This window comes from Citrobacter sp. S-77, assembly GCF_963864895.1.
GTDB classification, from domain to species: domain Bacteria; phylum Pseudomonadota; class Gammaproteobacteria; order Enterobacterales; family Enterobacteriaceae; genus Citrobacter; species Citrobacter murliniae.
On the sequence record NZ_CAWLWU010000002.1, the window covers coordinates 2439918 to 2461043 of the forward strand.

General features: G+C 49.3%; 20 protein-coding genes. 11 read left to right on the plus strand and 9 right to left on the minus strand.

The genetic code is table 11. The features are described 5' to 3' along the window. The first annotated feature begins 66 nt into the window (after positions 1-66). Positions 67-1233: a benzoate/H(+) symporter BenE family transporter gene (locus AACS05_RS12200; protein WP_045443324.1), complete on the plus strand. Its 1167-nt coding sequence runs from the start codon at positions 67-69 to the stop codon at positions 1231-1233. Here the strand turns inward: AACS05_RS12200 and AACS05_RS12205 are convergent. Further along, positions 1216-2085: a helix-turn-helix domain-containing protein gene (locus AACS05_RS12205; protein ID WP_045443327.1), complete on the minus strand. Its 870-nt coding sequence runs from the start codon at positions 2083-2085 to the stop codon at positions 1216-1218. The genes AACS05_RS12200 and AACS05_RS12205 overlap by 18 nt on opposite strands. A 189-nt stretch (positions 2086-2274) precedes the next feature. On the opposite strand from AACS05_RS12205, the gene AACS05_RS12210 reads away from it, so the two are divergent. Continuing rightward, on the plus strand, positions 2275-3183 hold the full coding sequence (locus AACS05_RS12210) for a DMT family transporter (protein ID WP_045443329.1): 909 nt from the start codon (positions 2275-2277) through the stop codon (positions 3181-3183). A 41-nt stretch (positions 3184-3224) separates the two neighbouring features. Here the strand turns inward: AACS05_RS12210 and AACS05_RS12215 are convergent, their stop codons facing one another. From AACS05_RS12215 to tehA, 3 genes are all read right to left on the minus strand, one after another. Beyond that, a complete protein-coding gene (locus AACS05_RS12215; protein WP_045443332.1) occupies positions 3225-3899 on the minus strand; it encodes a DUF3313 domain-containing protein in 675 nt (224 codons plus the stop codon). A 159-nt stretch (positions 3900-4058) separates the two neighbouring features. Then, positions 4059-4655 (minus strand): tellurite resistance methyltransferase TehB, encoded by a 597-nt coding sequence (gene tehB, locus AACS05_RS12220; RefSeq protein ID WP_045443345.1) that lies wholly within the window; start codon positions 4653-4655, stop codon positions 4059-4061. Continuing rightward, a complete protein-coding gene (gene tehA, locus AACS05_RS12225; RefSeq protein ID WP_045443348.1) occupies positions 4655-5656 on the minus strand; it encodes a dicarboxylate transporter/tellurite-resistance protein TehA in 1002 nt (333 codons plus the stop codon). Before tehA ends, tehB begins: the two co-directional genes overlap by 1 nt. A 114-nt stretch (positions 5657-5770) precedes the next feature. Between tehA and ydcK the strand changes: the two genes are divergently transcribed. Beyond that, positions 5771-6751, plus strand: coding sequence for a YdcK family protein (ydcK, locus tag AACS05_RS12230; protein WP_045443359.1), 981 nt, complete (start codon positions 5771-5773; stop codon positions 6749-6751). Here ydcK and rimL read toward each other — a convergent pair. Beyond that, complete coding sequence (gene rimL, locus AACS05_RS12235) at positions 6743-7288, minus strand: 50S ribosomal protein L7/L12-serine acetyltransferase (protein WP_045443362.1); 546 nt, start codon at positions 7286-7288, stop codon at positions 6743-6745. The two genes, ydcK and rimL, sit on opposite strands and share 9 nt — an antisense overlap. A gap of 221 nt (positions 7289-7509) precedes the next feature. Between rimL and alr the strand changes: the two genes are divergently transcribed. Then, on the plus strand, positions 7510-8736 hold the full coding sequence (gene alr, locus AACS05_RS12240; RefSeq protein WP_045443365.1) for an alanine racemase: 1227 nt from the start codon (positions 7510-7512) through the stop codon (positions 8734-8736). Between the two features lie 64 nt (positions 8737-8800). On the opposite strand, the gene AACS05_RS12245 is transcribed toward alr, so the two are convergent. The 4 genes from AACS05_RS12245 to AACS05_RS12260 all read right to left on the minus strand — a co-directional run bounded on the left by AACS05_RS12245 (position 8801) and on the right by AACS05_RS12260 (position 13408). Further along, positions 8801-9025 carry a YdcH family protein gene (locus tag AACS05_RS12245; RefSeq protein ID WP_045443368.1) on the minus strand — a complete coding sequence of 75 codons (225 nt, stop codon included), beginning with the start codon at positions 9023-9025 and terminating at the stop codon, positions 8801-8803. A 166-nt stretch (positions 9026-9191) separates the two neighbouring features. Then, entirely contained in the window at positions 9192-10847 is a 1656-nt protein-coding gene (locus AACS05_RS12250) for a glucan biosynthesis protein D (protein WP_071828947.1), read from the minus strand. A gap of 193 nt (positions 10848-11040) precedes the next feature. After that, on the minus strand, positions 11041-12384 hold the full coding sequence (gene hglS, locus AACS05_RS12255; protein WP_045443374.1) for a 2-oxoadipate dioxygenase/decarboxylase HglS: 1344 nt from the start codon (positions 12382-12384) through the stop codon (positions 11041-11043). A 121-nt stretch (positions 12385-12505) separates the two neighbouring features. Continuing rightward, a complete protein-coding gene (locus AACS05_RS12260) occupies positions 12506-13408 on the minus strand; it encodes a manganese-dependent inorganic pyrophosphatase (RefSeq protein WP_045443387.1) in 903 nt (300 codons plus the stop codon). Between the two features lie 224 nt (positions 13409-13632). On the opposite strand from AACS05_RS12260, the gene AACS05_RS12265 reads away from it, so the two are divergent. The 7 genes from AACS05_RS12265 (at position 13633) to AACS05_RS12295 (ending at position 21102) form a co-directional block, all read left to right on the plus strand. After that, positions 13633-14556, plus strand: coding sequence for a LysR substrate-binding domain-containing protein (locus AACS05_RS12265; protein WP_045449629.1), 924 nt, complete (start codon positions 13633-13635; stop codon positions 14554-14556). Between the two features lie 340 nt (positions 14557-14896). Beyond that, positions 14897-15451: a fimbrial protein gene (locus AACS05_RS12270; protein WP_045443390.1), complete on the plus strand. Its 555-nt coding sequence runs from the start codon at positions 14897-14899 to the stop codon at positions 15449-15451. A 75-nt stretch (positions 15452-15526) separates the two neighbouring features. Next, a complete protein-coding gene (locus tag AACS05_RS12275) occupies positions 15527-16249 on the plus strand; it encodes a fimbrial chaperone (RefSeq protein ID WP_071828949.1) in 723 nt (240 codons plus the stop codon). A 17-nt stretch (positions 16250-16266) separates the two neighbouring features. Beyond that, the gene (locus AACS05_RS12280; RefSeq protein WP_045443393.1) at positions 16267-18846 is read left to right on the plus strand and encodes an outer membrane usher protein; all 2580 of its coding nucleotides are present in this window, start codon (positions 16267-16269) and stop codon (positions 18844-18846) included. Positions 18847-18848: 2 nt separating this feature from the next. After that, positions 18849-19409, plus strand: coding sequence for a fimbrial protein (locus AACS05_RS12285; RefSeq protein ID WP_045443396.1), 561 nt, complete (start codon positions 18849-18851; stop codon positions 19407-19409). 8 nt (positions 19410-19417) lie between these two features. Then, complete coding sequence (locus tag AACS05_RS12290; protein ID WP_045443398.1) at positions 19418-20011, plus strand: fimbrial protein; 594 nt, start codon at positions 19418-19420, stop codon at positions 20009-20011. Then, positions 20011-21102, plus strand: a complete 1092-nt coding sequence (locus tag AACS05_RS12295) for a fimbrial protein (RefSeq protein ID WP_045443401.1) — start codon at positions 20011-20013, stop codon at positions 21100-21102. The genes AACS05_RS12290 and AACS05_RS12295 overlap by 1 nt, the downstream gene beginning before the upstream one ends. Positions 21103-21126: the final 24 nt, after the last annotated feature.

The window sequence follows — 21126 nt, forward strand, 5'->3', positions numbered from 1 at the left end:
TACCACTTGTACGCTATAACGCACAGTGATACAGTGACTGACCGTTATAACGCACACGGAGTCTTTATGCGCGCGCTTTCAATACCTTTACCCACCGTCTTATCCGGTTTCGTTGCCGTTCTGGTCGGCTACGCCAGCTCGGCGGCTATTATCTGGCAAGCGGCAATGTCTGCGGGTGCGACAAGCGCGCAAATCGCGGGCTGGATGACTGCCCTTGGGCTCGCGATGGGCGTTAGCACGCTGGTACTGACACTATGGTATCGCGCTCCGGTATTGACTGCCTGGTCAACACCAGGCGCGGCACTGCTGGTCACCGGTCTGCAAGGCTTAACAATTCAGGACGCGATCGGCGTTTTTATTGTCGCTAATGCGCTAATTGTGCTGTGCGGCGTAACCGGGCTGTTCGCCCGTCTGATGAAAATTATCCCACACTCTCTGGCGTCGGCTATGCTGGCCGGGATCCTGCTACGTTTTGGATTGCAGGCATTCGCCAGTCTCAATAGTGAATGGGTTCTGTGCGGCAGTATGCTGCTGGCGTGGCTGGTCTTAAAAGTCCTGGCCCCACGTTATGCGGTTATCGCCGCGATGCTGGTGGGTATCGTCATTGCTCTGATTAAAGGTGACATTGTCACAAATAGTGTAAGCCTGTCGCCGGTAGTACCTGAGTTTATTGCTCCTCATTTTTCCTTTGCCTACAGCATCAGCGTTGCGATACCGCTATTTCTGGTGACGATGGCATCGCAAAATGCTCCTGGTATCGCCACCATGAAGGCTTCCGGCTACTCATTGCCTGTTTCACCGCTGATTGTTTTCACCGGCCTGCTGGCACTGTTGTTTTCCCCTTTTGGTGTCTATTCCATTTGTATAGCCGCCATCACCGCTGCGATTTGCCAAAGTCCCGAAGCACACCCTGACGCACAGCGACGCTGGTTAGCCGCTGCCGCTGCTGGCGTATTCTATTTGCTGGCGGGGATATTTGGCGGTTCAGTCAGTGGGTTAATGACAGCCCTGCCCGTTAGCTGGATCCAGATGTTGGCTGGTCTGGCGCTGTTGGGGACCATTAGCGGCAGTCTGTACCAGGCATTACATAATGAAACGGAACGGGATGCCGCCATCATCACTTTTCTGGTTACCGCCAGTGGGTTAACGCTATTGGGGATTGGCTCTGCATTCTGGGGATTAGTTGCCGGTGGGTTGTGCTATGCGGTGCTGAGATTAGCGCGCCGCGCGTAACTGCGATGGCGTCTTACCCGTAACCTGTTTAAACCGGTTACTGAAATGGCTTGCCGAACTGAATCCACAGGCCATCGCAATATCCGACAAACTGCGTGAAGAATAGCAGACCAGTTGTTGCGCCAGCGTCATTCGACGCTGCATAACGTACTGGTGCGGTGCCATGTTCATTGACTGACGAAACATTCTGGCAAAGTGAAAATCACTTAACGCCGCTTCGCCTGCCAGATCGCTCAGGGTTATCGGGTAAGCAAGATGTGCCTCAATATAGGCCAGTACGTTTCGCAATGTGACGGGAGCAAGACCTCCCGTGACCGCCGGTGCCCGCCATTGTACATTGCTGTAATGCTGGATCAGGTGCGTTAATAAAAGCGAGGATGCAGCGCTGAGCGTGAGATGATTGGCGGGTTGCTGCCAGTCATTTCCGAGCAAAAACTGGCGGTAAACTGCGGTGATCCCGGGGTCGCTACCAAATGTATGCTCATCCAGTGTGAAACTATATGGACTTTTGTCCCAGACTTTCTCACCCACTTCACGTAAATGTGCGTCCGTACAGTAGAGATGAACAAACGACAGGGCATCACGGATGTCCCAACTCGACTCGCTCTCTTTCGGCATCAGACAGAAACGGTCCGGGCCGCCACCGTTCTTCCAGCCCCCCGCCGTCTTGTGATAGCTCTCGTAGCCATCGGCGACATACAAACTGAGCGTATGGTGATCGCAATATTGTGTGATGGTGTCGCGTTTGTTCGACCAGGCCGCCAGTTGGATCCCTGAATGTAACGCAACCGATTCATGCAACACGGCATTATGTTTGCGTAAGTTTTCAAAGGCATCGTAGGGCTGAGACATACCATCACATTCAAAAGAAGTTAGCAGGCTTTTCAGTCTATCTCAGCTATATGTCGTTAACAGCCTCCTTTTCACGCTTGCGGCAAAAAAAGCGCAAGATTATGCAAGTCCCGCGCAAACAGATGAAAGCCCCCTGACTAATGTCATGACACAGTGTATTTCTGAATAAAAAAAGAGAGAGGGTGTCGTATGAACGCACTGTTGTACTGTCTGGTCGTGGTGATATGGGGAACCACATGGATTGCAATTTACCTGCAGCAAGGTCCGGTTCCTGCGCCCGTCTCCATCTTCTGGCGTTTTGCCGTCGCCAGCGTAGTGATGATATTGCTCCTGCTGATGAGTGGCAGACTACGCAAGCTTTCCGGTCGCGATCATCTGTTTTGTCTGTTGCAGGGAGGATGCGTTTTTTGCTTCAACTTCTGGTGTTTTTACACCGCTGCTGCCTGGATCAATACAGGGCTGGAATCGGTTATTTTCTCCATGGCCGTGCTGTTCAATGCGATAAATAGCTTCGTATTTTTTGGTCAAAAACCGCCGGTACGCTTCTATATTGCAGCAGCTCTGGGGTTAACGGGTATCGTCACGCTGTTCTGGCAAGATTTGGTCAACAGCGGGTTTAATCATTCACTGTTGTTGGGAATTGGCTTAAGTGCTCTGGGGACCTTTGGTTTCTCACTGGGCAATATGATCAGCATGCGCCATCAGAAAAAAGGGCTCGAGATCCTGACCACCAACAGTTGGGCAATGCTGTATGGCACATTATTGATTGCGGCGATTGCTGTGGTGCGTGGTGATAACTTCACGCCGCAGTGGACTTTCAGCTATCTCAGCGCACTGTTGTATCTGGCGATTTTTGGTTCAGTGATTGCCTTCGGCGCCTATTTCACGCTGGTCGGACGCATTGGTCCCAGTAAGGCAGCATACAGCACATTGCTTTTCCCATTGGTGGCGCTCACGCTGTCTACATTGTATGAGGGGTATGTCTGGCAGCTCAATGCGATTGCCGGGTTAGTGCTGATTTTACTGGGGAATCTGGTGATGTTTGCACGACCTGAGGCTCTGGTTGGTAAGTTATTTTACCGTCGCCGTACGGCATAGAAAAAGGCACCATCTGCTTGTTGCAGATGGTGCGTTCATCATTATTTTTTGTTGCTGTTCACGTCAAACATTGAGGCGTCTGTCGCCATGTCATCAACAACTTTTTTCAACGTTTCGAACGCCATCGGCGTGCTTTCGTTGTTCAGGTCTTTACCTTCACCCTGACGTACAACTCTAATCACTGGTTTATTGGTCGCCGCATCGATCAACTCACCCTCGAAATAGAGGTGAGTATCCATTGTGCGGTGCCCTGTTACCATTTGAGTACCTGCTACGACCAGCGCAACCGGGACCACTTCATAGAATTGCAGCCCTTCTTTACTGGTTGCTACACCGGTGATCGCCCCACGGAAAATCAGGCTACGCGGACCTGGGGTCGTAACCAGAGGTTTACGTTTAGCAATAGCGGTCTTCATTTGAGTGTTGGTATAGGTCAGCAACTTATCAAGAACCTGCTGACCTACCTGTGTGGTGGGCTTAGGAATCGGATAATACGTTATCGGGTTATAAACGATATTGTCGTATTTGGATTCATTGAAGTTTGGGTCAACCCAACGGAGCACCGGTTGTCCGGTTGCTGATTTAGTTTCCTTCAGGCCAGAATAATCTTTTAAAAACCCAGAGTATTTATCCGGCTGCGTCACTTTTGACGCACAGCCAGATAACGCCAACAAACCGGTAAGCACTGCAACTTTAAATAAAGTTTGAGTACGCATGAAACGATCCCTTTAGTTTTCGCAATGATGCATAAAAAAGGATAGCAAAACGGATTCATTTTGGATGTACTAAAAATGGTAAGCGTCACACATTTTTATTTCTGCGGTCAGCACGATAAAAAAATGCTGCCCGCAGAGAGAGTTATCTTACCAGGAGGGTCAGGCCGTCTTACGCGCCAGCATTGTCGCAAAGCGCAGTTTAATGCGATTGCCGTTTTCATCTGTGCGGTGAAGTTCACCCACATCTTCGTTATATTTCAGCAGATCCCAACCATTGTAATAACGGCGTAATTCACCTTCTTTAAACGCAAACGGGAAACCGACGGTGCAAGGGAAATCATCAGTGTCCATTGCTGCGACGATCAGGTTATATCCGCCAGGTTTAGTACAACGCTGCATATTTTCGATAAGCCCTGGGATTGTTTTCGCTTCCAGGAACATCATCACAACGGTAGAAAGAATAAAGTCGTATTCGCCGTCAAAGCTCAGCGCATTAAGATCCACAACCTTCGCTTGCAGATTGTTCAACCCTTCAGCAGCCTTGATGCGCTCCAGATTAGCAATGCTCATGGGATTTTTATCCCATGCGGTAACGTCGTAGCCGTTTGCCGCCAGGTAGAGGCTGTTGCGACCATTGCCGCAGCCCAGATCTAACGTTTTGCCTGGCGCAACAATTTTTGCCGCTTCGACAACATCGGAATGCGTGCGGGTTAAATCATATTTTTCCGTAAAGTAGTTTTCGTCGCAAAGGGTCATTATTTATCCTCAGATTTCAGTAATGCAGCACGCTCCGTGCGGATGAGCAGTTTTCCCTGCATCAACAATACAAACGTACGTACCAGTAATAGTGCAATGATAAAATTGGTAAAAATAAACAGAGGGATCGCCAGAGTATGAAAAAAACCAGACTCACTGCTGTGCCCTAAATGCAGCCCCGTCGTCGCCAGCGCTGACACGCCGAACGAGAAACTCCAGAAAGAGGCATTAAATGGCTGGGACAAATACCACGGCATCAGGCGTAACATGAAAAGAAGCTGCAGCAGGCCATAGCCAAATAACATTTTGGCCAACGTATCGCCTTCACCGCCATTGACGCTGAGCCAGGCACTACAGGCGACCAGTGCAGGCGCCAGTTGAATACCCAGTGAAGTGCGTAATACAGCAGGTAGTTCGCCTGAACTGCGTAGACGTTGCAGGATAACAGGTTCAAGGCTTAACCATGAGAAGACGCCTGCCCCCAAAAATACCAATCCGGCATCGTTGAAACCCAACGCACCGCAGGCCATGGCGCTGATAAAGTTATTGGCCACGGTCGGCAAATATAACCCCGGCGTTGTTGCTTCCTCTGGATGCGAACCTCTCCAAAGCCCTGCCGTTTGCCAGGCTGCGTACAATAACTGAATCACCACGCCGATACTGAACAATCCCACGGCTAATGGACGATACCAGGGGACAAAGCCAATTGCGACCAGCATCGTTGTGGCAGGGAAAAGACTGACAAAGCTGCTCATCACCGGATGGCGAATTTCTGCCAGCACACTGTGCGGGAATCGCACCAGGCGGGTAAGAAATGCCAGCGTCAACAGACCCCAAATAATCATCGCGAGGATCACCAGACCATCGCCGACCCAGTGGCCGACCGACCATATCTGGCTGGCATATCGCCACGCAAACCCCATACCTATGATGCCCAGTACCATCCCAAAATAACCGGCCGGAAGATTGAGGATCCGATCACTCTCTTTGTTGTTACTCATTTTGTTTATTTTTTAAAGTATATTTGAAATGCATTTTATGGAATTTCTGGCGGTTTAGCCAGCGTGGAAAACTTTGCTACGTTTAACTAAAGTGCGCAACATGGAAATGAGGCTATGACAAAATATCGCCTAAGTGATGAGCCACGCTCCTTCAGTTATCAGGATAATGGCAACAAAAAAAGTGTATTGCTACGCCAGATTATCGCCCTTATTGACTTTAATGACGTTAAAGCCGGGACGCGAGGCGGCTGGATTGACGATGAAAACGTACTGGCGCAGAGCGGCAATTGCTGGATTTACGATCAAAATGCGCTGGCGTTCTCCGGTGCGGCGATCTCAGGAAATGCCCGTATTACGCAGGAAAGCATTATCAGAGATGGCGTACAGATTGGTGATGAAGTCTGGATCGATCGCGCTGAAATAAGCCACGGCGCACAAATACGTGACAACGTCACAGTTAAAGATTCTCTCGTTCAGGGAGAGTGTCTGCTGTCCGGCGATGCATGCATTGAGTGTCACTGTGAAATTATCGCGGCCAAAGGATTAACCCGTGAAAGCGACCAGATTCTGCAAATCTACGACCGCGCTACCCTCAGCAATTCTCGTGTTGTACATCAGGCGCAGATCTATGGCGAAGCCAGTGTCAGCTACGCGTTTATTGAACACCGTGCTGAAGTGTTTGAATTTGCGCTTATAAAAGGCAATGAGGAAAATAATGTCTGGATTTGCGATTGTGCGAAAGTGTACGGACACGCCCGCATACTAGCCGGAGTTGATGAAGATGCTATTCCGACGTTGCGCTACAGCTCACAAGTGGCAGAGCACGCATTGGTTGAGGGTAACTGCGTTCTGAAACACCACGTGCTGGTCGGCGGTCATGCCGAACTACGCGGTGGCCCGATCCTGCTCGATGACAACATACTTATTGAAGGCCATGTCCGCATCCGGGGAGAAGTGCTCATTGAACATCGCGTTGAAATTAACGGGCAGGCCCACGTCGAGGCGTTTGATGGTGATGCTATTCATCTGCGCGGGCCTAAGGTTATCAACGGCGAACAGCGTATTACGCGCACGCCCCTGGCTGGCTTACTCTGAGGCGTTGTCGATGATTCGGGCATAGAGATTAACATCATGGTACACACCATTAAGAAACTCGGCCTGTTTCATACAACCTTCCAGCGAGAAGCCGTTACGTTGCGCCACCCGATTGCTCTCGGGGTTATTTACCCGGCATTTAATGGTAAAACGTCGGATCTCTCCGCGTTGTGCATAGTGATGAATAAAGGCCTGTAACGCCCGGGACATAATACCCTGCCCCTGATGAGCTTCATCCAGCCAGTAACCGATATAAGCGGCTTTGTTCAGCGGTTCTACCTGATTAAACGAGATAACGCCCACCACATCTTCATGCTCAAAAATAAGGAACATTTTGGCGTAGCCGCGTTGATGTAACATCATGTTCCCCTGCACGTTCTTACGCGTGTCCTCCTCAGAACCAACAAACTGCGGCCAGTTCAGCGACTGCTGGAGCCATGCCTTATTTTTAACCACCAGTTGATGTAATGGCGTAACATGTTGTTCTTCTACTGCACGCAGTTCCAGCGTTTCACTGACGCTAATAATTTCCGGCATGTTTATCTCCTTTGCGATCGTTAAAGGGGCATTTCTGACTGGCACCAGCTGATATTAATCTGATTACCACCGTGAATAACACTTTTTTATGCTGTTACAGCAATCACTTAGAGACAATATACCGCGCATAACCCGCTACTCTATTTCTTCGGGCATCTCCCCGCCGAGGGGGAGCCGTAATGATGACAACAACACCCCTACTATTTTGCTAAGGAGCAAGCATGGCAGCACCTTTGGGCCGTTTAGCACTGATCCCGCTGTTACTGATTACCGCCTGTCACCAGCCCGCCACTGATACACAGGCGAGCCCCGTTCCCTATGCGGTAAGTAAGCAACTGGTCGTGGATAATACCACTCTGGAAATTTCTCGTAGCGCGCTGGAATATAACGTTCACAAAGTTCAGCAACTGCTGGGTGATAAAACCCGCATGTGCGCCATCCTGAAAGGAGATGCTTACGGGCATGACCTCTCGTTAGTGACCCCAATAATGATGCAAAATGGTGTTCAATGTATAGGCGTCGCGAGCAATGAGGAAATCAGCACCGTCCGCCAGTCAGGATTTAAATCGCAGCTCATGCGCGTTCGAAACGCAACAGAAAAAGAGATGCGGCAGGCGGCAGATTTTGATACCGAAGAGTTGATAGGCAACCTGGATATGGCTAAGCGCCTGAGTGCCATTGCCCGGGAGAAAGGAAAAACCATCCGTATTCATCTGGCACTGAACTCTGGCGGTATGTCACGCAATGGTCTGGAAGTCAGTACGGCGGCGGGACTGGAAGAGGCTCGCGCAATTTCAGCCTTACCGGGCCTGAAAATTGTTGGGCTCATGTCGCATTTCCCGGAAGAAGATGCTGCGGTGGTTAAACGCGATCTGGCCCGTTTCAACTCACAATCCGCACAGGTCCTCAAAATCACCGGGCTTAAGCGCGAAGAAGTTACGTTGCATGTCGCTAATACCTTCGCCACGCTGACTGTTCCCGAGTCGTGGTTGGATATGGTGCGTGTCGGCGGAATTTTTTATGGCGATACCATCGCCAGCACTGAATATAAACGTGTGATGACCTTTAAATCTGCAATTGCTTCAGTCAACCATTACCCGAAAGGAAATACCGTTGGGTATGACCGAACGTATACCCTCAAACGCAATTCCGTGCTCGCCAATATCCCGGCGGGTTATGCAGATGGTTACCGCCGCGTATTCAGTAACGCAGGACATGTTCTGATCCGCGGCCAGCGGGTACCTGTGTTAGGCAAAACCTCGATGAATACGCTGATTGTCGATGTGACCGATCTGCCACAGGTTGCTTCAGGTGATGAAGTGGTGTTATTTGGCAAACAAGGGAATGCGCAGGTTAGCGCTGAGGAAGTTGAAGAAATTAGCGGCGCGCTGTTCACTGAAATGTCGATTCTCTGGGGTGCGACAAACAAACGCGTACTTGTCGACTAAGCCCCAAACAGGAAGGGCTTCCCATTCTTGCGGAAAGCCCTTTTACACAGCGGAGCAGTTCTATTTAGCCCTCACTGACACTCTCTTTTTGCAAAATTTTGAGCAGGTCTTCCTTCAAGTGGAGTTTCTGTTTCTTCAGGCGAACAATATCCAAACTGTATCCCCGACCATCCGAACCTTCCAGTCTGGAAATTTCATGATCAAGGCTGTTGTGTTTTTCGAATAAAGACAGAAAGCGAGGGTTCTCGGTTTTCAGTCGGGAAATAAGGTCTCTGTATTCTGGAAACATACTTTCTCCCTGTTAGTGGTCAAGAACGTGTACAACAAATACACATCCTCAGCTTACCTGGTTAAACCAGGGAAAAATGAGAACAGGATCGAGTAAATAGTGAACAGACGGTTTTGGGGGAGATGACAGATATGGCTCCCCATCAGGAGAGCCACTGGGCACGCAATTAGCGCATTTCGCGGTCGTCAACATACTGACGCTTATCCGCAGCAGGCGGGAAATACTGATACAGCCAGGTTTCGCTGATAGCATCCCCCTGACAACGCAGGAACATACGCATGTCTACCGGGTCAGTTGAGTCAGATGTCGGATACCAGTCAAACTGAATGCGATAGCCATCAATTGGCTCAACGTAGAGGATCTCAATTTGTTTTGCTTCTCCACTGGAGAGCGTAATGACCGGTTCAATCCCCTTCGGTGCAGCACCTTTCAGATCTCCACCAACGAAATCAATGGCAAAACGACGCGCCCATTTTTCCGGGTAATGTTCGCCCGGCGCCCATCCTTCCGGGAATCCACCCATACCGGTGCGGGTAGCCAGTACGCGCGCCAGCGGTGAGCGCACAGGTGGTTGAGCACTCCAGTAAAGACGATATTTGAACTCCAGATCGTCACCAGCTTTGATCGATTTATCCGGCTGCCAGAAACAGACAACGTTATCCAGCGTTTCACCCGTGGTCGGGATCTCCATGAGTCCAATGGTGCCCTTACCCCACTGGTTGCGCGGTTCTACCCACAGGCTCGGGCGCTTATTGTACCAACCCATGATGTCCTGATAGTGTGAAAAATCACGATCAAGTTGCAGCAGCCCGAACCCTCTCGGGTTGTTATCGGTGTAGGCATTGAACTGCAACTTTTGCGGGTTATTCAGTGGACGGCAGATCCACTCGCCATTGCCCCGCCACATCGCCAGACGATCGGAGTCATGAATTTGTGGGTGAATGGTGTCGCACATCCGACGTTCATTATTGCCGCAGCTAAACATACTGGTCATCGGCGCAATACCGAGTTGCTTGATGTCTTTACGGGCATAGATGTGATTCTGCACATCCATGATCACCTGTGTCTTCTCACAGTGGATCACGAACTTAAACGCACCGGTCACGCTTGGGCTATCAAGCAGAGCATAAACGGTAAATGAGGTTGCTCCCGGTTTAACCGTTTCGAACCAGAAAGCGGTGAAGTCAGGAAACTCTTCTTTGGTGTCGGTATAAGTATCGACCGCCAGACCGCGCGCCGACAAACCGTACTGATAGGTGTCATCCACAGCGCGGAAATAGCTGGCGCCCAGGAAAGAGACCACGTCGCGACGGGCCAGTTCTGGTGCTTTAAACACGCGGAAGCCCGCGAAGCCAAGGTCAGTTTGCCCTTCCAGCTGTTTAGTACCGACACCCGCATCATTGTATTTGAACAGCTCAGGGCGGAAGTGAATTTCACGCGCCATATGTGTACTGCCATCGACCGAGAACATGCGTACACGGCGACGGAAGCCCATTCCTACATGGAAGAACTGCGCGTCGAGCTGACGATTTTCAACGTTATTCCACAGAGACTGCTCTGCGTCATATTGAATGCTGTTGTAAGCCTGAGGCGTCAGTTTAGCCAGCGTGTCAGGTAATGCACGCGGTGCGCCACCCCACGTTTTTTGCGCTAAATCATGAGCCATCGACTGCAGAACGGAAAAATCGAAACGTACGGTTTTTCCGTCTGCAATGTCAGTTTCTGCCGCATAAGCGGCGCGGGAGAAGAGTGATGCAATACCACTGGTTCCGCACACGGCGGCCATTGCCATTGAACCTTTAATAAATCGTCTACGATTCATGCCTGAAAGTGAGTCCTTCTGGTCGTGTAAATGGTCCCGCGCCGGTCTTAATCAGCGGCAAGAGAGTGCAGATTTCTGACCGCTCACTCTAGACAAAATTCATTAATAATCCAATTGTTGGTCGCCGATTATCTGTACAAAATCGAAAATATTTTATGTCGATGAGAACAGACTGAAACCCGTGTAAATCCCATCAGAGCAAACCACATCGCCGTTTGCTTCGTTCTTCTGCCTCCCGATATAGCGCAAACTCATCGTAAACTGCGCAACCAAGCGCCTGCTCAAACGCATCCCGACTGGCGTTGCCGTGCGTACGCGCTTGTGTTTCATTGCCCAGATTAGACTGGAATATTCCCGCAGCGCTGACCGGTAAAAAATCCTCGTAAGTAATAGGTTGGGCCACCAACCAGCCACGCTCGATCAGTGGCTGAGGATCGTCCTCTGGTCGAATTGCCTGACGATGCGCCTCACCCGATGGCGTTAATCGATAGCGGAACCAGGCCAGCCCCTGCTGCCGCAGTAGAAATTCGCTGTCAGGGAAAGCCTTGAACACTTCCTGAAGATGTAACTGATGCGTCAGGTTATCTTTCCCCGTTCCCGCTTTATTCAGGAGTTCGTCATACAACTGCCTGCCTTTTGGCGTCAGCGCTACGCCACGTTGTTCGATCTCACCAAAGCGCGCCGTGTGGGTCCCGCGCATTTCCCCGGCAAACAGCACCGCTTCCTCCAGCGCTTTGAAGCTGGTCTGGCGCAGCAAAATGGGCACATCACGACGCGGAGGTCCTTCGATGAGAATTTTCGGTTCAATACCGCATTCCGGCATCATCGATTGTACGCGGTCAATATCTAACGTACGCGGCGTCAGGTGATTTATGTGGCAACCGGGGAAACACACCACGTCGGCGATCAGCCGGTGTTCGTTATGCAGCGCGTGATAGGTCTCTTCGTCAACCGTGGCATGCTGATGCCAACGGAATGTTTCCAGTGCTTCATGCACAAACTCCCGTGCCTGTGCTGGCGTGAAAGCACCCTGGGCATCAAATTCATCCAGAAGTTCGTGACAACGGCGAGTAAAAATATCGCGCTTCGCGAGGATCTCTGCAGCCCTTTGACGCAACGCTACATTTTCGATTAATTCGAGCCGTAATAATGAAGTAAATACCCGAAACGGATTGCGCGAAAGAGATGCGTCGTCAATGGGGCGAAACGCTGTGGAATGAACGGGAACGCCGGCCTGAGAGAGATCGTAATAGCTAACGGGATACATGCCCATAATGGCAAACATTCGCCGCAGTGTGGAGAGTTCCTGTGCAGTCCCCACCCGAATAGCGCCATGGCGCTCGACGTTAAGTCGCGCTAACTCATCCGCATTCGCCAGTTTTTCATGTAGCGTTGGATTATTTTCCAGAACAGCCAGATTCACATCAGCGACAAGTTCCAGCAACGTGCCATACTGCGGGACTTCCTGCTGGTACATTGCTGACATTGCCTGCGAAAATTGTTCCCGAATCTCATCTGCCGTGATGGTGTTCGCCATAATGTCATGCCTCCAGTGAATATTACCTGGAGTGTAGAGAACGCCAGTCAGTCCGGTGGGAAGAATTTACAAAGTGTGATCCCGCATAAATTCCCCCACCCACATCGACGATTAACGGAACTTACTGACGCGGTTTTAAGTGTTTTTCCAGCCACGGTAGCATCTGTTTTTTACGGCTTAACATCCCTTCCACCTTGCAGGGTTGCGGCACATCTGAAAGTTCGGTTCCAGCAAACCACAGACTGGTATCGCCCAGATTAATATCGGTCAGCATCAGAACGACCAGTGCGGCATGATTTTCCTCTGCATAGCGAATCATTTCCTGGCGAAGCTCGTCCAGCACCGCGTCAACCTGGTCTAGTGAATACAGCTCGAGTTGCGCCACACAGACCTGATGCCCATGAATTTTGAACGTTTTAATATCTTTATTGAGAAGTTGCCGGGCACTCATCCCTTCCACGCTGGTTTTGGCAGACAGCAGATTACGGCTGAACGCCTCCAGATCAATCCCCGCCTTATGAGTAAGAGCCTCCACTGCCAGACGATCGTCGGGCGTAGTCGTTGGTGAACGCAGCGTGACAGTGTCACTCAGCACTGCACCTAACAGCAAAATAGCCTCTGCTGGAGAAATTTGACTACGTACATCATCCGTCATCAACTGCCACAGCAGCGTCGCGCTACTGCCTACGGGCGTCACCCAGACTTCCGGCGGCAAACGAGTGATTAATCCACCGAGACGGTGATGGTCGATGATCCCGACAACATTACTCTCTGGAAGCGAATCTGGCCCCTGCGCGGGTTCAGTAAAATCGACCAGCCAGACATCCTGATCGGTCAGAGGAAAGGTCAACAGTTCTGGCAGCGCCAGTCCTGCATGCTTAAAAATAAATTGCGTTTCACGGTTAGCTTCCCCCGCTCGCCATGCCGTTGCCTGCTGACCGCGTAAAGTGAGCCAGCGAGCGGCCATTGTAGCGGTGCAAATTGCATCGCTATCGGGGTTAAGGTGCCCTATTACATGTATCATTAATCAGTGCCTTATGATGAGGAATGTCGTGGAAACGAATGACAGGCAAAGTATAACGACTGGTAACGCCCTCTACCATATTGCTGGCCTGGCTGTACAAAACATAAGCAAAATAAATCAATTGTAATTAAAACATGATAAATGTTAATAATATTTTGCTATCAGGTTATCAAAAACAAACAACTTCACTTGTCACCGATACGACTCTGTTTTTAACATCGCTTATGGAAAAAAATGGTCTGTTCAATCAGCGCATTCGATTGCGCCACCTTCATACTTTTGTAGCCGTTGCACAACAGGGGACTTTGGGGCGCGCAGCTGAAACCCTCAACCTGAGTCAACCGGCCCTCTCCAAAACACTCAACGAACTGGAGCAACTGACCGGAGCCAGACTCTTTGAACGCGGTCGTCTGGGCGCGCAGCTAACGGTACCCGGCGAACAGTTTCTTACCCATGCGGTAAGAGTGCTTGATGCGCTCAATACTGCGGGTCAGGCGTTAAACCAAAGAGAAGAAGCGCAAAATGATGTTGTCCGTATTGGCGCGCTGCCTACTGCTGCGCTGGGCATTCTGCCCACCGTAATCGGTCAGTTCCATAAACAGCAAATGGAGACCACACTGCAGGTTGCCACGATGAGTAACCCCATGATACTGGCAGGTTTAAAATCAGGGGAAATCGATCTCGGTATTGGCCGTATGGCCGACCCAGAATTGATGAGCGGCCTGAACTACGAATTATTATTTCTTGAGTCATTGAAACTGGTGGTGCGCCCTAACCATCCGCTATTACAGGAAACCATTACATTGAGTCGGGTAATGGAGTGGCCAGTCGTGATCTCACCAAAAGGTACTGCCCCCAGGCAACATGCAGAAGCCTTACTACAAAGCCAGGGTTGTAAAATGCCGTCTGGCTGTATCGAAACGTTGTCAGCTTCACTGTCCCGCCAATTGACGGTTGATTACGACTATGTATGGTTTGTACCTTCCGGCGCAGTACGTGAAGACCTGCGCCAGGCAGCTCTGGTTTCTTTACCAGTTCCAGCCCAGGGTGCAGGTGAACCGATCGGCATACTGACTCGCATCGACACACCTCTTTCCAGCACGGCGCAAACTTTTATTAACGCCATTCGCAAAACTATGCCGCTGTAATCTACTGCCTCGTCAGACTCATTCTTTCATGGGTCTGGCCCTTCATCTATAATTATAATGAATATCAAAATCAATAATTCATTATTCAGTCCTGTTAGATAGATAATAAAACCTACTACATAAAGCACCTTTTCAAAAAATATAAAACAGCGCTTGCAAGCACAGATAAAATTTACCTCACTCCGTGATTCAATACATTTTCTCAATGTTGAACCACACTTATTAGCAAAACACCCTAAATAAAATCCCAAAATCAATTTAAACAAGAAAATATCATTCCCCAATTAATGCCCATTATGTAATTATCGCCCCTTGGGAAAACACCATTAAGGAAAATAAAATGAAACTTTGCTTTTTAAGTGCTGCAGCCATTCTGGTTGCAGGTATTACCACGCAAGCTCAGGCTGCTGACTTAGCAAACATTGATTTCTCAGGAAATATTACAACATCAACCTGCGATGTCAGCATTGATGGGGCGGGTACATCCAAAGAGATTAAACTCGATGATATTACTGTGTCGTCTATGAAAGCGGCCACCAGCACCCCGGCCCAGAAAGCCAGCTTCGGGATAACCGTCAAAAACTGCGCTGCATCGGTAGCCAACGGTGGTAAAATAAAAGGCCAATTCTCAACGACCGGTAATTATAACAGCACCACTCAGGCACTGTTAAACACCGACCTGTCTGGCGATAAAGATGCTGGTTTCCGGGTTCAGGATACTGCGACCAATACCATCATCGATTTTAAATCCGCATTACCGCAATCCGAAGCAACCTACAGTTCAACCAATGGTGCCGCATTTAACTATACCGTAGGTTATATATATTCAGGTACTGGCACACCAGCCGTAGGTTTAGTTAAAGCGAATACAACGTTTACAACGACCTACCCTTAATTAGTTATCTTAATATGTTCTCTGTAGCTCCCGTTCAACTGGGGGCTACAGCGTCTATACGCAGAAATAAATAAAATGCCAATAAAAAACATATTTACCGTAATTATATTTACAACATTTATTTCATTTAGCGCTCCATCAACGGCCAGTATTGTTATTAATGCCACCCGGGTTATCTACCCTTCAGATGCCAAAGAGGCGTTAATCAAAATGGTTAATCAGGGGCAACAGCCGCTATTAATCCAGTCCTGGTTAGATGACGGACATGAAGACGTCGATCCACAGGCATTAAATGTGCCGTTTATTGCCTCCCCTCCTGTTAGCCGGGTCGATCCGAAACAGGGTCTTACCGTACGTTTAAACTGGGATGGGCAACCTTTACCGACCGATCGCGAAAGCGTTTACTGGTTTAACGCGCTTGAGATCCCGAAAAAAAATAAAGATGCAGATAAATCAAATCAACTGCAGATAGCGCTTAAAACACGCATCAAGGTATTTTATCGCCCGATTTCCCTTCCCGGCTCACCTGCCGAAGCCATTCAACACCTGCAATGGAGCCTGGCCAATCAAGAAAAACAAGTTTGGGCGACGGCAAAAAACGACTCCCCTTATTTTGTCTCTCTGGTGGGCGCTACGATCACCTCCGGGGGTAAAAAGTACAACATTGAACCTGATATGGTTGCACCGTTTTCCAGCGCTCGCTATGCGGTGAAATCACTGACATCAACTCAGATGGATACCATTTCATGGACTGCCGTCAATGACTACGGCGGTAATGTGGAAGCCACCAAAAAGTAAACGCAGGGATAGCATTAATGCAGACTTCGACACGCCTAATTGCTGCTTCTACCTTCATCCTGTTCGGGTTTTGTCAGTCAGGTTTTGCTGATGAAAACTATATTGAATTCAACGACGATTTTATTTTCGGTAATGCCGGGAACAAATCGACGATTAACGTTGCTCAATACGCGCATGGCAACCCGGTAAAGGCCGGGACATATACCGTCTCCGTGTCGATTAATGGCAAGGCACAACAAACCACCGCCGTTCAATTTATCGAAAATAACACGCCGAATGCGACGCCCTGTTTAACGCGAACGCTTCTGGAAGAGGCCAGTATTGATATTTCCCGGCTACCGGCAGCAACAGAGGGCGACGCACAGTGCTATGTACTGGCTGACTACTACCCGTCTTCCAGCATCAGTTACGATCCTAATTCACAAGTCTTGATGCTCACAGTTCCTCAGCTTTTTTTAGTGAGCCATCCGGTCGGTTATGTGAACCCTGCGCGTTGGGATTCCGGCATACCAGCAGCGTTACTGACCTGGAACTTTAGTGGCTATCATAGCGAAAATGAAAGTGATACGTCCGACACTGGCTACCTCGGATTAGGATACGGCATTAACCTGGGGGCCTGGCGTTTACGTTCCAGCGGCGCACTGAACTGGGCTAACGACGATACTGCCTCATGGGATAATTACGATCTCTATTTGCAGCGTGACCTACCGCCCATTCGGGCGCAGCTGGAAATGGGTCAGGTTACCTCGATCAGCGAAGCGCTGGATAGCGTGAGCATAAAAGGGGTTCATCTCTATAACGATGAACGTATGGATCCCCGTGATGGTCGTTATGTTCCGGTGATCAATGGCGTGGCAAACAGTAATGCCAAAATCACGGTGCGCCAGCAATCACGCATTATCTATGAAACGACCGTACCGCCGGGGCCGTTTGCGCTGAAAGATTACTATGTGGCAATCAACGGTGCTGACCTGGATGTAACGGTTGAAGAAGCCGATGGTTCGAAGCGCTTTTTTTCCGTACCTTACGCGTCTGTCGCACAGTTGATGACCAAAGGGGAAGTCGACTGGGATTTCGCCACCGGTACCATTGACAATGATTACAGTAATGACACGCCGTGGGTCATCACCGGCAACGGGAATTATGGTCTGAGTGACATCTTCACCCTGTATGGTGGCCTTCAGGTCATGGAAAGTGATTATCAGGCCGGTATGCTGGGGATGGCGCTCAATACCCGGCTAGGGGCGATAGCCTTTGACGCTATCCATTCCCGAGCCTCCCTGGACGATGTTGGCGATTTACAAGGCGAGAGCTATCGGCTGACTTACAGCAATGTTCTGGACACTACCAATACGAACTTCAGCTTAACCGCGTATCGCTACAGCACCAAAGATTACCTCTCGCTAAACGATACACTCTCATTACAGAATAGCATTGCCAATTACGCTGACGAAAACGATCTCAGCTCTGACAACGCGTATCGCAACAATTATCTCCACTCAAAAAATGAGTTTCAGGTTAACGTCAACCAACCTCTGACCGTCAACAACGAAGACTACGGGTCGTTCTATCTCAGCGGTAGCTGGATCAGCTACTGGGGGGGAACCGGCAACACATCACAGTACTCCATCGGCTACAGCAACACCTTCGGTTCAATATCCTGGAACGTATCGTTACAGCGCAGTTACGACGAATGGGGAGAAGAAAACGATAGCCTGTATGTTGGTTTCAATATTCCTTTCGGCAACGGTAACGACAGTCAGCAACCGCTCTTTTCCAATTTGAGCATGGGCGTGAACAGCGATTTCAGCGACAGTAATGGTTTTACCAGTACCGCCAGCGGAAACAGTAAAGACAATAAATGGAACTACAGCCTCAGTACGATGGGTAACCAGAGTAACGGGAGCGACGATACCTATTCTGTGAGTGGCTACTCCAACTACAACGGAACCCGAGGAACCACCAGCCTCTCTGCCAGTGTCGATAAAAACCACAACCAGCAATATTCCCTAAATAATAATGGCGGGTTGTTGCTACACAGCGGCGGCTTAACGCTGTTACCGGGTAATGTCGATAACCAATCCGCCATTGCCTTGATTGAAGCTAAAGGGGCTGACGGGGCTACAACTACCAATGGCTATAGCGAAATCGACCATGCTGGCTATGCCGTCGCTACCAGCCTGACGCCGTATGCAGAAAATACCGTGGGGCTCGATCTGAGTACGGTGACCAGCGATGTGGAAGTGAAAAACACCTCCGCTGCCGTGGTTCCTCGTGAAGGCGCTGTCGTGAAAGTAACTTTTGCTACCGAAGCAGGCCAGTCGGTCTTTGTCACTCTTCGCCGCAGCGATAACAGCTTCATCCCGCTGGGTGCGGATGTACTGAATGAACAAGGTAAGTCGGTCGGGGCGATAGGGCAAGCCGGGCGAGCCTTTTTGCGAGGGATTGAAAATAATGGGCGGTTGAACGTGGTCTGGGGAAATGACAACCAGAGCCGCTGTCATGTTGATTATCACATTCCGCCATCTCCGGTGATGATCGGTAAATCAATTCATCTGGATAGCTTAATTTGTCAGATGCCAGAGTCAGGGAGATAACAATGCGTAATATTCTGTTGGCCTGTTTAATCCTTAATTGCCCTTTTGTTTCAGCGGTTTCTTATGTGACCGTCAATTTTCGAGCTACTTTGCAGACCACAACCTGCAATATCAGTATTGCGGTGGGTTCAAACACCACCGTTAATCAGACTCTTGATTTTGGCGCATTAACGATGTCGCAGATAGAGGCTCAGGGCAGTAATACGCGGAAAGATTTTTCTTTGCAGTATAACGACTGTTATATCACTAGCTCAGGTTCTACGGTCAAACAAACGCTGAACTGGATACAAACGTTACCCAAGGCCAGTGCTTCATGGAGTGGATACTCTACCGAATTAAAAGGTGGGGAAGTAGGCGTTGCTGCCGTGTTGTATCGTACCAGCGATTTAAACACTGCAATTCCACTTGATCCTAATAATAATGAAAAAATAACCTGGAGCAGTACTGAACGCACTAACGCAAAACTCCCTTTAACATTAGTTTTACGGCCAGCATCCTCGTCAACGACGGTTAAAACAGGAATTTTTAACGGTACGTTGACCTTTACCACGACTTATCAGTAGGCGCGAACATGACAGTAAAAAAATATACGCTGGTATTTTTGCTGCTGATGTCCTCTCCATCATGGTCGGATGTCAATAGCACAACCAATACATTAACCCTAAAGGCCGAGATTGTATCCGGAACCTGTGATATTACCGCTTCTGATGTTGATTTAGGCGATCTGAATATCAATGCGTTTTCTGCCGGTGGTAACTGGGCGGGGCTGAGTGCAACATCTCCGGGCCATGTTGCTACCAAACCGCTGCAGGTGAAAGCGCGCTGCGATTCCGGCTCAGCGGAAAAAACGCTGATACTCAGTTTTCAACCACAGAAAGCTCAGCTTAGCGGTAATCAAATATTCCCCAATGAATATACCGGGCCGACTGGCAGGGTAAAGGCAACGTCTGCGGCGGAAAATATCGGTGTAGTCGTTTTTTATGAAAGTACCAATGTGCTGAATAAAGACAACACGTCAGCGGTTAACTTCACCCGGTATATCGGTTCCGAATCGTCATATTCCGAATACACGTTTCAAGCCCGCTATCAGAAAATTGATCCCTCAAAACCGGTCACACCTGGCGGGGTGTTAAGCCAGGTTAAAATCAGCGTGAGTTATAAATAATGAATAATCACAATTCAATGCATATACGTTCAACGGCCAGACGTCTATTTTTTTCTGCGGGGCTATGGGGATTAAGTGTTCTGATAAATTACGTTCAGGCTTTTGAATGTAGTTTCCACCCGGACAACCAGTCTCAAATTATCACTACTAGCACATTGACCGTGCGTAGTTTCAACCCTAAAAATACCGCGCTCACTCGTTTAGGGGCACTCCAGGATGTTAAGATTGGTAAGCTTGAGTGTGGCACCGGTAATGATGGAGCGGACTGGTATGGATGGTCGGAGGCTTCAAATGCGGCAGGCGTTAAATCCAGTCTTTATGGAGAACACAACAGGGCATTTTGGCCGACAAATATCCCAGGGATATATTATTCAGTACGAATTTATACCGCAGGTGCCTATAGAATCGCTTATTTGCCCCCAGAAACAACAGAAACGCGCCTGTTTGATTATCAAAAAGATGCTACCGATCGTGATATCATCGCAACGATTGAGATCTGGCAATACGGTAGAGTTACCTCTGTGGGCGATGCCCACCCCATTCAAAATGGCTTAATTGGAACATTTCGTGCCGGTTCGCTTGATGAAGGTGACAAAGAAAAGCTGAGAATTAACGTCAACAGCACATCGTTTACCGTTAAATTCGAAACCCCAACCTGCAATTTTACAGCCTCACCAACCACCATTGATTTCGGTGATGTTGGCAATGACAGCCCGCGCAAAACCTTTACCCTGAAAAATAGCGGCTGCGTAAATACCTCTGGGCTTACCCTGAAGCTGACATCAACAAAATCCGCCTATGACAATAAAGGATTAGGGATCCTCGCTAACACTATCGACGCCGCCTCCGGGTGGTGGGCGGCTGGCGGGCGTGGCATAGCTGTCTCATACGAACAAGGTTCGTCACGAACCTATCTTTCCGCCAATGACAGTAACTCTGAAGTCTCTATTAATTTCGGCGATTTTATTACATCGAAAGATATTCCCATGGCAGCCCTACTCACCTGCACTTCAGATAACAAAAAAACCTGTGATAATTATAAGCCCGGAGCCTTCAGCGCAACCGGCACCATTAGTGCAACGTACAAGTAACGGTAAACCCGGTAATGCGCAGTT